Genomic DNA, 10,853 nt, shown 5'->3' on the forward strand with positions numbered 1-10,853 from the left:
ATAATCGTCTTATTATCTAGTTCTGTCGTTCTAGTACAAAATCAACGGATTGAAGCAATAAGGTGGCACTATTACGGAATATTGCGAGATGTTCTTTGGATTGTGTGGCTAAAAACCGCACACGCTGGCGTGCATCTTCAACACCCAAAACGGATACAAAATTCGCTTTGCCGGCCTCTTCATCCTTCTGAGTCTGTTTTCCAACGACTTCCGGATCGCCTTCGACGTCCAGCAAATCATCGGCGATCTGATATGCCAGACCGAGATCATGGGTAAAGCCCTGAATTGCATGTCGCTCGGCATCGCTGGCTCCGCCAAGTATGCAGGCTGCTTCACCAGCATAGGAAATCAGTGCGCCTGTCTTAAGGCGCTGCATTCTGGTGATGGAGTTGAGATCCTGTCGCACATCGCCGGACAGCATATCGATCATCTGTCCACCGACCATACCTTGAGCGCCTGAAGCCTTCGTCAGCTTTTCTATAAGCTTGCAACGGACATGCGCATCCGGATGGGTTTCCGGGCTAGCCAGAATTTCAAACGCAAGCGTGAGCAGAGCATCCCCAGCCAGAACTGCAGTCGCTTCGTCGAACTTTTTATGAACCGTCGGCTGACCGCGCCTCAGATCGTCATCGTCCATACAAGGAAGATCATCGTGAATCAGCGAATAGGTATGCACGCATTCCAAGGCAGCCGCGGTGCGCATCAGAGATTTTTCCGGTGCATCAAACAGTGATCCGAAAGTCAGCACATAGAATGGACGCAAACGCTTACCCGTTGCGAGCGACGCATAACGCATGGCGCGCATAAGCTGCGCCTCTGGCCCGTCCGCTGGCGCAATCAGACGGTCAAGCACGACAGTTACTTTGTCAGCGATTTCAGAAAGCTTGGTTTCAAAATCCGTCACAAAAACACCAATCAGCTGTCTGCAGAGACGGGAGCCGCCGAGACGTCACCGTCTTGATTCAGCACGATCTGCTCGACCTTGAGCTGGGCGTTTTTCAGCTTTCCGAGGCAATGCGCTTTAAGCGCAGCACCGCGTTCGTAAATCTTGATAGACTCTTCGAGTTCGACATCGCCGCCCTCAAGCTTCTCGACAATTGTCTCAAGCTCTTTCAGCGCGTCTTCAAAACTCAGGTTTTCAACGGATGTCTGATCACCCATGTTTTACTCCTACAGGAAAAAAGCCGAACATCTTACGCTACAGGGATACACGTCATTCGTCGAATGTGTACAGCCGATATGACCAATACCGATCGCCACCATCCTGCTTACACGTCCAGCCGCGCTTCCTGAGACGCGGACGCAGCATACGATTGAACCAACCATGCGCGGCCAGAAACACTTGTCCCTCCTGAGCGCGATCGATCAGGTAGTCTACAGCCTGTTCAGCGCGCTCTTCAGCTTCGCGTATGCCTTCACCGTCCAGTTTGTGCCCGCGAAGCCATGCAGCTCGCGCGAGGATATTCCATGTTTTCGGCAAAAACCGCACTCGCTCCCAGGTCGGGGGCGGTAAATTAGCTTCCCAGAACAGCTCAGATGATTCGATATCAGCCCAGGGTGCGGCCTTCATTGCTGTCTCGCGTGCCCGAGGACGGCTGGAAGACAAAACGACATCACTATCCGCGACTATGTCTTTGAGCTTTTGAGGCGCCTCCTGACCTTCGGCGAGACTGCCGACTTCATAACGCGCCCACCAGTCTTTGTATTCCTGCCAAGACAGGCGTGGACCCGCGGCACGATCAAGAGCAGGACGACCATGGCGCGCCACGATAATCGGTCCCGGCTTCTTTGTTGAAGCCTGCGTCTCTTCTGAAGGACTTTGCGTCATGTGACTGTCCGTTTCTGTCGCCACATGGACCTCCCCGAAAAACGATACCATTCAGGTGTTAACCGTCGCTCCGGACATGCGCAAGCCATTGCGGGCACAGATCGGTAAACGTCTTCAGGTTTCCGTATCTTCAGGCAACTCTGATAAACGTTTTGATCCACTGACAACATTTTTTGCAGCACTCGCCACACCGGCCATGCGACCACTGAAGCTCGGTTCAGCGGAGCGGATAATCTCATAGCGGCGCCGAATCTGCCCCATTACGTGACTGACCTTCGGAATATGCGCGTCTTCCAGCTTCAACCAGAGCCGTTCATTTGCCCCGCCCAGTGTCGACATAACCGAAGAAGACCGGATCGCACCTCGAATGACAGGTATCTGATACTCGACATAGTATTTCTTATAATGACCGGCCGAGACACCGAGATCATAGAAACTCAGACCGTAGTCTTCCATTCCCTCGATAATGAAATCCTGCAGCATATTACCCGGAGAATAGCTGTGAAACTCCGGGTCATAGGAAGGAACCCAGCCGTGAATCGTGGATTTGTTTCCGAGGTTGAACTCAGCAGCTACGAGCCTGCCCTCATGGGTCAGAGTATGTAGATACCCTCTGCAATCGGCGTCATCGCTTTTCCAAAGCTTGTAGAGCATGTCCTGGACCCATTTCGGGCCAAGCACATTATGGCGCCCAGTCTCATTGTACTGGCGCTGCTTCCAGCGCATCAATGTTGACCAGTGCTCTTCATTTCGATCATCAAAATCGAAACTGATCGGACCGACCTCACGCTCCATCTTTCGCTTGATGCGCCGCTGCTTTTTTGCGTGCCGTGAATAGAGTTCTCGCTGCGTGTCAAAATAGGCATCCACGCCCTTACGAACATCAACGACAAATGCGCCATCAAATTCCTGCGCATAGTCGTGCAGTCGACACGCCGGGTCATGCACACCCATCATTCTGATCACGCTCAGGCCCACAGCATTGATCAACTCTTCCGGATCAAAATCTGCACCGACAGCCACAATGGGGCCGTGATAGTCGGAGAATGGCGCCCCAACTGGCTCAGCTACTCGTCCGGCCTTTTGCATAGGCCATATGAGTTTCAATTTGCCGTCTTCGCGACCAAGGGCAATCCAGACATCATCTCGAACTTCAGATACAACGCGCGTAAAGGCGGGCTCAAAGAACGGGCTGGAAAGCGCAATGTCGCCGGAGATGATGGATTTCCAAACGGAAATATCATCGTCTGACAAGTCGGCGAAGCGAACGAATTCATACAACATTGAGCAGTCCCTCTACGCGAAGGAGGCTCTCATAAACTGGCTAATTAAGGGATAATCAGGCCTACAAACTTTTCCAGACCCGACCTTCCGGACAGCCCGATTCGTAACGGCTACAGAAGTTCAGAGTGAACAGAACCGTATCCGCACGACCAATCAGGTTATCAAACGGCACAAAGCCGATACTAGCTTCCTGACCATAGCGGCGCGCCGGCGTGCAACCTGCACGATCAATCACGCCTTCCGAATTCTGCGGACAATGTCCCGACAGAGCGCGCGCGTCCGTAGAGTTGTCACGATTATCGCCCATGAAGAAGTAATGCCCCTCTGGCACGACAAACACCGGTGTTGCGCGTGGCTGACGGTCGCCCGGCATTTCTTCTACAATGTCATGCACGAGATACGATACGCCATCAGTTGTCGTCTCCATCAGTTCGTCAGCATTTAGCAGCTGGCCGTAGCGATGCTCATGATAGCTGACACGGCGCACAGGTTCCTGACGCATCGGTTCACCGTTGAGGAGTATCAGGTTATCCACCACCTGAATTCGGTCGCCCGGCAAACCAATCAGTCGCTTGATCATCACGCGATCCTGGTGGGGATGGCGAAACACGACGACGTCACCACGTTCAGGATCACCTGCGAACATTCGCCCCTCACCCAAAGGCAAAAACCGGCCTACGCCGAGCGGAAGGGAATAGCGGGAATAGCCGTATGCGAATTTAGATACAGCAACGCGGTCACCAACCTGAAGGTTCGGCACCATACTTTCACTCGGAATAGAGCGGAGTTCATAGAAAAATAGCGAAACGAAAAACCAGACCGGTAGAAATACCGCGATGGTGACAATCAGCTCTTTCAGTTCGCCAAGACCACGCTCAAGAAGCGATGCCTTTTCCTGATTGTCCTCAGTAATATCGTTCATTTCAGACGTACCGCCGTTCCATAGGTCATGATCTCAGATGAGCCTTGCATGATAAGGGATGTCGTGAACCGGACATTCACGACGGCATCTGCACCCATTTGCCGCGCAGATTCAAGCATGCGGTCGTAAGATTGTTCACGCGCTTCGGCCATAAGCTTGGTGTATTCGTCGACTTCACCGCCGACAAGCGTTCTGAAGCCTGCGATAATGTCCCGCCCAACGAAGCGTGCACGCACAACATTGCCCTTGGCGATACCAATCACCTCAGAGATTTCACGGCCGGGAATTGTCTCAGTTGTCGTGATAATCATATCAGCGCTCCACATTCTTCGAATAATAGTCGTCTTCTTTGCTGTTCAATCGGTCTAAGACGACCTGAATGAGCAGAACGAGCATGCCCAATCCCCCACAAATTGGTAGCAGTGCGCTGAACACCAACGATGATTGAACAGTGCCCGACGATCCCGCAACGAAACCGAAGAGCTGCAGGCCGATCACGGCAATCCAGCCCAGAACGCTTAGGCCGATCAGCCCGATACCTATGCGATACATCCGCTTCTTTTCACGTAACATCAGCTCACCCTTTCATACCGCCATACGCCATCGTCCCCGAGCGTACGAACAGCCTGACCACGTCCAATCAGACAATTGAGATGGGCCAGAGTTTCGCCCGTCGCAAGCGAAAGTATGTCCGGACTGATTTCACGAACAAAAATTGCGCCGAAACACTCCGGTACCGTTTTTGGTTCGTCCAGCCTGCGTAACAACCTGCGCAACGACTTCTCATGTCCATCAATCAAAGCCTGAAACCGCGCCTTTGCTCCACGGAATGGGAGATTATGCGCTGGCAGAACCAGAACATCTTCCGGCAATGCATCACGTAATCGAGCACAACTCTCGATCCAGTCAGTCAGGGGATCAGCGTTTGGCTCGGTTGGGTGCACTGAAACATTGGACGAGATCCGCGGCAGCAACTGATCGCCCGAAATGAATAAATTCTTTTCAGCATTGAATAGACACGCATGCTCCGGCGAGTGCCCGGAGCCGACTAAAACCTGCCAGTCACTTCGATCGATAGAAAGCACGTCTCCATCAGATAGACGCTCGTAGGAATCAGGTAGTCTTGAAACGGCGAGCCCAAACCGTCCGAAACGGTCCTTGTAGGTTTGAATTGCCTCATCATCCCAGCCTGACGCCTTGAAGAACCGTATGCCCGCTTCAGGTGCCCTACGACCGGTATCGCCAACAAGCGTGCGGCACATAAGATATTCTAGCTGAGACATATGAAGTGGCGCATCGAACTTTCTCGATATCCACCCAGCCAGACCGACATGATCCGGATGCATATGTGTCACGATCACACGCTTGACCGGCAAACCTTGCAGATCGGTGTCAAAAATAGTCCGCCAGTGCTCACGGGTCTCTTCCATTCCCATGCCGGTATCGACAACCACCCAACCGTCATGATCGCGCAAGAGCCAGAGGTTGATCCATTGCAGAGAGAATGGCAGCGACATACGCACCCAGAAAACGCCGTCAGCGACTTCTTTTACCGTCCCCTGCTCGGGTGCTTCGCTCTCTTCGTATGGATAGTCCAACTTCACCTTGGGCGATTTTCCGATCTGCTCGTCAGGTGATGTTTTTGCATCCATATCTCTATTCCCTTATATTTTTTATATGTCGTATAATGCTGGTACAACGAGCCGTCCGCTGACGTCAAAGGTAGCAACCAACAATAAGAGTTTATGTCGTCCTCTTAATCCGGTATCAGCCCCGCATGACAAACTGCACCGCTGCAATAGAATTGCTCTACGTAGGCGAATTGATCGGCCTCCCTACCGAGACCGTTTACGGGCTTGCCGCGGACGCGACCAATGCGGACGCTGTGGCAAAGATTTTCGCGCTTAAAAATCGCCCGCAGTTCAATCCGTTAATCGCGCACGTCAGCTCAACGGATATGGCGTTGGCGCAAGCAGAGTTCAGCGGAAAAGCATTGCAGCTCGCCGCGGCCTTCTGGCCCGGCCCCTTCACTATGGTCCTTCCGAAATCCGCTTCTAATACAATATGCGATCTGGCGAGAGCTGGTCTCGGTACGCAGGCGCTGCGCTTTCCGGCCCATCCCGTTGCGCAAGAAGTGATCGACGCCTTCGGAAAGCCGGTCGCCGCCCCGTCCGCCAACATTTCCGGCCATGTGAGCCCGACTTCAGCGCAGCATGTTAGGGATGAGTTTGGGGCCAATCTCCCACTTGTGCTGGATGGTGGAAGTGCTCGGATCGGGCTTGAATCGACTGTCGTCGCTGTACTGAACGACGAAGTGACACTGTTGCGCCCCGGAAGTGTATCAAAAGACGATATCGAGGCCGTGGTCGGTAAGATAGGCTCATCCTTGCACGACGATAACGCGCCAAAATCACCTGGCATGCTGTCGCGGCACTATTCTCCGGAGGCCAGACTTCGCCTCAACGTCACATCTCCGGAATCTGACGAAGCCTATATCGGTTTCGGACCTGTCGCTGCAACGACGACGCTGTCGCTCTCTGAGGCAGGTGATCTCACCGAAGCAGCTTCTAACCTGTATGCGATGATACGTGAACTCGATCACACTTATGACGCTATCGCCGTTGCTCCCATCCCCGAAGAGGGAATTGGCGCTGCCATAAACGATCGACTTCGTCGAGCCGCCCTGTGATTCACTAAGCTCAGTTATTATCTAATCCACATGACCCACGACGCCCGAAGCCTCCCGCAAGCCTTTTTCGACGAAATCAAGTCTGCTCTTAGCGAAAAGAGCTGGAGTATCGATCCTGAGGAAATAAGCCCGTACCTCGAAGACTGGCGCGGAAATTATCGGGGGCATTCTCAACTTCTTATAAAGCCGGCATCGACTGAGGAAGTAGCAATCGCAGTCAAAATATGCGCCAAACATAACATCCCGATTACGCCTCAAGGCGGCAACACAGGCCTTGTAAACGCCGGCCTCGCACACGGTGAAATTGTCTTATCTCTAAAACGTATGAACACAATTCGTGACGTTGATCCGCTGAACAATTCCATCACGGTTGATGCCGGATGCATTCTGACATCAGTGCACAGCGCCGCCGAAGACAATGACCGTTTCTTTCCGCTTTCACTCGGAAGTCAGGGGACTGCAACAATTGGCGGCTTAATTTCTACCAATGCAGGCGGCGTCGCAGTCCTCCGTTATGGAATGATGAGGGACCTCTTACTCGGTATCGAAGTCGTCACAGCGGATGGCGAAATTTGGGGCGGCCTTCGCGGGCTTCGAAAAGATAATACCGGCTATGATCTGAAACACCTTTTTGCCGGTGCTGAAGGCACACTAGGAATTGTAACTGGCGCTTGCCTCAAACTGTTCCCGACACCGCGGACGGCAACCGCATGGTTGGCACTGGAGACGCCGGAACACGCAGTAGACCTCCTGTCACTATTTCGCAGTGAAGCAGGCGATACGGTCACCAGCTTCGAACTCATGCACAAAAGCGGTGTAGAACTCGCAGCCGCTGAGATAACCGGATGCAGAGACCCTCTGCCAAATGAGCTTCCCTGGCGCGTTCTCGTTGAGCTTTCCTTTGCGGACGAGGCGCTCGCAAAGAGCACTCTGGAGAGAACACTAGAAAAAGCATTCGAGAGCGGCCTTATCGCGGATGGCACTATCGCCGCGTCTCTCACTCATGCCGAGGAATTCTGGAAAGTCCGGGAAAGCCTTCCGCTCGTGAAGCGCGGCTTCCTGACGTCGGTAAACCACGACATTTCAATCCCAGTATCACGTATCGCTGAATTCCTGAATGAGTGCGAAGCCAGGCTGAAATCCGACGTCGGAGATGTTGATATTTTTGCATTCGGCCACCTCGGCGACGGCAATCTTCACTACGCCGTGGCGGAGCCTGCCTCCGCGGAGCGCCCTATCATCAAGGCGCAAGCTGAACACATAACGGATCTGGTCCACACGCTGGTAACCTCAATGGGCGGTTCGATTTCAGCAGAGCACGGGATTGGCCTTTTGAAACGCCACGAACTTCCAGACCATAAAAATCCTGCAGAGCTTGAGACCATGCGGCGGATCAAACGCGCACTGGATCCCCAAAACATCATGAATCCAGGCCGAATTTTCACAGTCTAGCCGGTGATCAGCCTGCTTGTGTTCGAATCGGGGCAGATAACACCAACGCTTGGGTTTGCTCGCGCCATTCGAGCGCTACATCCAAATCTCATAAGGATTACGTCACAAAGTATCGAAAGCGCCAGAAGAGCGCGTTATATCAGGGTAAAGACACAACAATGCTCGTACTTCTATCACCAGCCAAAAACCTGAACTTTGAAGAGATGCCTGTAGCGCTCGACAAGACAGCTCCACGGCTGGAAACGGATACAGCGGAGCTCGTTGAGCGCACCAAAAAGCTAAGCCGCTCTGAAATCGGCTCGCTGATGAAACTGTCTGACGATCTTTCAAATCTCAATTTTGAACGATATCAGGCGCTCGCAAAAGGCATGTCTGAAGACGAGGCGCAACCTGCCCTATTGGCATTTAACGGCGACGTTTACCGTGGATTCGACGCGCGTAACGCGTCTACTGAAACGCTCGACTATGCCCAAAGCAATCTGCGCATCCTGTCAGGCCTGTATGGCCTCCTCCGGCCTATGGACTTGATCCACCCGTATCGACTTGAGATGGGCACTCGGTTGAATACAAAGCGTGGCCGGAACCTGTATGACTTCTGGGGCGAGAAAATCACTGATCTTATAAATAGCGACCTGAAATCCGCCGGTGGTCCGGTAATCAATCTCGCTTCAAACGAGTATTTTTCGTCCGTTAAAAAGAAGCATCTCAATGCTCCCGTTCTGGAAATGGTCTTCCGAGAGGAGAAAGATGAGAAGTCGCGCGTGATAAGTTTTTATGCAAAATACGCACGCGGCCTGATGGCTCGATGGATATGCGACAATAAGATTACTTCCGAAGACGCGTTAAAAACTTTCGCGCTGGAAGGTTATTCTTATAATGAAGCGCTAAGCACCAACACAAAATATGTATTCAGCCGACCGCAACCCGACCCTAAATAGTAGGTAGACCATATCGCGCGGTTATTCGTTGTGTTGTAACGCCCGGCACGGGGACAGATATCTAATATGGCAGCACAACCGATCAGCCTTGCCCTTCAGGGGGGCGGCGCCCATGGCGCTTTCACCTGGGGGGTTCTCGATTACCTACTCGAGGAAGGCTCACTCGACATCAAAGCAATCACCGCGACCTCTGCAGGCGCCATGAATGCTGTCGCCCTTGCCTACGGGCATGCTGTAAACGGCCGGGATGGCGCACGCGAAGTGCTGGAAGCCTATTGGCGTGACGTCTCACAACGCGGAGCCCCGCTAGCGGCAGCGAGCAGCATGTCTCCCGCATTCGGTCCGTTTACGCCATTTGCTATGTTTCAGGCGCTGACAAATGTTGCCAGCCCATATGACCTGAACCCTTTCGACTATAATCCGCTAAAGCAAACGCTGCGAAAGATTATAGACTTTGACGTGCTTCGCGCGGAAACCGAGATCGATCTCTTCATCGCTGCGACGAACGTTGAAACCGGTAAAGCCCGCATTTTTAAAACCAATGAGATCACAGAAGACGCCGTTCTAGCATCCGCCTGCCTCCCGCAGGTATTCAAAGCTGTAGAGATCGAAGGCACACCGCTTTGGGATGGCGGCTATGTCGGGAACCCTGCCCTTTATCCGCTATTCTATGCTGACGTGCCGAAAGACATTCTGATCGTCCATATCAACCCTTTGGTCCGGAAAGGAACGCCCAAAACGGCCTCTGCAATTCTGGACCGCTTGAACGAGATTACGTTCAACGCGTCTCTGATATCCGAACTACGGTCCATCGCTTTCGTACAGAAGCTTTTGGATGAGAACTGGCTCGCTGATCGGATGCAGTCGCGGTATCGCCGCCTGTTTATTCATGCGATCCGCGCAGACCAACAACTTTGCAAGCTATCGATTGAAACAAAATACGAAACCAGCTGGCGCTTCCTGACCGAACTCAAAAACCGCGGACGCGACGCAGCCCAGACTTGGATTGCAGACCATAGAGGCGTTGTTGGTACGAAGTCGTCTGTCGATATCAAAGACGAATTTCTGGATAATCTCAGCTAAGCTTGCGGCGAATAACGGTAGATACGGACTTTGGTATCTCCGTAGAGCCGCTCATCCAGCTGTTCCCAGTTGGCGATCTCCAGCTCTTCTTCAGCGTCGGTTTCAACGATAGCTACCGCGTCAGGCGTGATCCACTCACCATACTCGAGCTGTCTAAGCGCCGGCGCGACCAGCCCCTGATTATATGGCGGATCCAGAAAAATCAGATCGAACGGATCGCTAAGCCCCGCAGGCTTTTTACCGAGATCTGTAGCTGATCGTCTATGAATTCGGGTGATACCGAAAAGCTGGAACTCCTCGATATTTTCACGAATGATCCCGCGCGCACCCGCCGCGATCTCAACGAAAAGACAGAAGGATGCGCCGCGCGAAATCGCTTCAAAGCCAAGCGCGCCAGAACCCGCAAACAAATCAATCACACGAGCCCCATCGAGGGACGGCATATCTTCATTGTGTTCAAGTAAGTTGAAAACAGACTCACGAACGCGGTCTGTCGTCGGCCGGGTGGACTTTCCGTCAGGTGTTCTGATCAAGCGACCTTTAAGTTTACCAGCAACAATTCTCATTGAACTCAAATCTCTGTAGTACGAAACGAAGCTGTACCGCTTAAACACACATTCGATAATGTCCATAGCCGCGATCAGGAGCACAGTCAGA

13 protein-coding genes are annotated in these 10,853 nt (G+C 52.7%); 4 read left to right on the forward strand and 9 right to left on the reverse strand.

Translation table 11 applies throughout. From position 1 onward, the window contains the following. Positions 1-16 precede the first annotated feature (16 nt). The 8 genes from P1U45_RS13400 to P1U45_RS13435 all read right to left on the reverse strand — a co-directional run bounded on the left by P1U45_RS13400 (position 17) and on the right by P1U45_RS13435 (position 5,686). Positions 17-904, reverse strand: a complete 888-nt coding sequence (locus P1U45_RS13400) for a polyprenyl synthetase family protein (RefSeq protein ID WP_301059517.1) — start codon at positions 902-904, stop codon at positions 17-19. A gap of 11 nt (positions 905-915) precedes the next feature. Continuing rightward, positions 916-1,161 carry an exodeoxyribonuclease VII small subunit gene (locus P1U45_RS13405; protein ID WP_293608099.1) on the reverse strand — a complete coding sequence of 82 codons (246 nt, stop codon included), beginning with the start codon at positions 1,159-1,161 and terminating at the stop codon, positions 916-918. Between the two features lie 52 nt (positions 1,162-1,213). Then, on the reverse strand, positions 1,214-1,828 hold the full coding sequence (locus P1U45_RS13410) for a histidine phosphatase family protein (RefSeq protein WP_301059518.1): 615 nt from the start codon (positions 1,826-1,828) through the stop codon (positions 1,214-1,216). Positions 1,829-1,942: 114 nt separating this feature from the next. Next, positions 1,943-3,112: a GNAT family N-acetyltransferase gene (locus tag P1U45_RS13415; RefSeq protein ID WP_301059519.1), complete on the reverse strand. Its 1,170-nt coding sequence runs from the start codon at positions 3,110-3,112 to the stop codon at positions 1,943-1,945. Positions 3,113-3,173: 61 nt separating this feature from the next. Further along, positions 3,174-4,034 (reverse strand): signal peptidase I, encoded by an 861-nt coding sequence (gene lepB / locus P1U45_RS13420; RefSeq protein ID WP_301059520.1) that lies wholly within the window; start codon positions 4,032-4,034, stop codon positions 3,174-3,176. Next, positions 4,031-4,345 (reverse strand): heavy metal-binding domain-containing protein, encoded by a 315-nt coding sequence (locus P1U45_RS13425; protein ID WP_301059521.1) that lies wholly within the window; start codon positions 4,343-4,345, stop codon positions 4,031-4,033. The genes lepB and P1U45_RS13425 overlap by 4 nt, the downstream gene beginning before the upstream one ends. A 1-nt stretch (position 4,346) precedes the next feature. Next, entirely contained in the window at positions 4,347-4,607 is a 261-nt protein-coding gene (locus tag P1U45_RS13430) for a hypothetical protein (protein ID WP_301059522.1), read from the reverse strand. After that, a complete protein-coding gene (locus tag P1U45_RS13435; RefSeq protein ID WP_301059524.1) occupies positions 4,607-5,686 on the reverse strand; it encodes an MBL fold metallo-hydrolase in 1,080 nt (359 codons plus the stop codon). The genes P1U45_RS13430 and P1U45_RS13435 overlap by 1 nt, the downstream gene beginning before the upstream one ends. A gap of 125 nt (positions 5,687-5,811) precedes the next feature. On the opposite strand from P1U45_RS13435, the gene P1U45_RS13440 reads away from it, so the two are divergent. The 4 genes from P1U45_RS13440 (at position 5,812) to P1U45_RS13455 (ending at position 10,196) form a co-directional block, all read left to right on the forward strand. Then, on the forward strand, positions 5,812-6,723 hold the full coding sequence (locus P1U45_RS13440) for an L-threonylcarbamoyladenylate synthase (protein WP_301059525.1): 912 nt from the start codon (positions 5,812-5,814) through the stop codon (positions 6,721-6,723). Positions 6,724-6,753: 30 nt separating this feature from the next. Continuing rightward, complete coding sequence (locus tag P1U45_RS13445) at positions 6,754-8,175, forward strand: FAD-binding oxidoreductase (RefSeq protein WP_301059526.1); 1,422 nt, start codon at positions 6,754-6,756, stop codon at positions 8,173-8,175. 158 nt (positions 8,176-8,333) lie between these two features. Beyond that, positions 8,334-9,113, forward strand: coding sequence for a peroxide stress protein YaaA (gene yaaA / locus P1U45_RS13450; RefSeq protein WP_301059527.1), 780 nt, complete (start codon positions 8,334-8,336; stop codon positions 9,111-9,113). 66 nt (positions 9,114-9,179) lie between these two features. Then, positions 9,180-10,196: a patatin-like phospholipase family protein gene (locus P1U45_RS13455; protein ID WP_301059529.1), complete on the forward strand. Its 1,017-nt coding sequence runs from the start codon at positions 9,180-9,182 to the stop codon at positions 10,194-10,196. On the opposite strand, the gene rsmD is transcribed toward P1U45_RS13455, so the two are convergent. After that, entirely contained in the window at positions 10,193-10,762 is a 570-nt protein-coding gene (rsmD, locus tag P1U45_RS13460; protein ID WP_301059530.1) for a 16S rRNA (guanine(966)-N(2))-methyltransferase RsmD, read from the reverse strand. The two genes, P1U45_RS13455 and rsmD, sit on opposite strands and share 4 nt — an antisense overlap. Positions 10,763-10,853 lie beyond the last annotated feature (91 nt).

The organism is Ponticaulis sp. (genome assembly GCF_029210165.1).
Classification (GTDB): domain Bacteria; phylum Pseudomonadota; class Alphaproteobacteria; order Caulobacterales; family Hyphomonadaceae; genus Ponticaulis.

Excerpts from the sequence above, each read along its gene's own strand:
- P1U45_RS13430 (WP_301059522.1), bottom strand. The coding sequence starts at position 4,607 with ATGTTACGTGAAAAGAAGCGGATGTATCGCATAGGTATCGGGCTGATC.
- P1U45_RS13415 (WP_301059519.1), bottom strand. The coding sequence starts at position 3,112 with ATGTTGTATGAATTCGTTCGCTTCGCCGACTTGTCAGACGATGATATT.
- P1U45_RS13405 (WP_293608099.1), bottom strand. The coding sequence starts at position 1,161 with ATGGGTGATCAGACATCCGTTGAAAACCTGAGTTTTGAAGACGCGCTG.
- yaaA (WP_301059527.1), top strand. The coding sequence starts at position 8,334 with ATGCTCGTACTTCTATCACCAGCCAAAAACCTGAACTTTGAAGAGATG.
- P1U45_RS13435 (WP_301059524.1), bottom strand. The coding sequence starts at position 5,686 with ATGGATGCAAAAACATCACCTGACGAGCAGATCGGAAAATCGCCCAAG.
- P1U45_RS13425 (WP_301059521.1), bottom strand. The coding sequence starts at position 4,345 with ATGATTATCACGACAACTGAGACAATTCCCGGCCGTGAAATCTCTGAG.
- P1U45_RS13455 (WP_301059529.1), top strand. The coding sequence starts at position 9,180 with ATGGCAGCACAACCGATCAGCCTTGCCCTTCAGGGGGGCGGCGCCCAT.
- P1U45_RS13445 (WP_301059526.1), top strand. The coding sequence starts at position 6,754 with ATGACCCACGACGCCCGAAGCCTCCCGCAAGCCTTTTTCGACGAAATC.
- rsmD (WP_301059530.1), bottom strand. The coding sequence starts at position 10,762 with ATGAGAATTGTTGCTGGTAAACTTAAAGGTCGCTTGATCAGAACACCT.
- P1U45_RS13410 (WP_301059518.1), bottom strand. The coding sequence starts at position 1,828 with ATGACGCAAAGTCCTTCAGAAGAGACGCAGGCTTCAACAAAGAAGCCG.
- P1U45_RS13440 (WP_301059525.1), top strand. The coding sequence starts at position 5,812 with ATGACAAACTGCACCGCTGCAATAGAATTGCTCTACGTAGGCGAATTG.
- lepB (WP_301059520.1), bottom strand. The coding sequence starts at position 4,034 with ATGAACGATATTACTGAGGACAATCAGGAAAAGGCATCGCTTCTTGAG.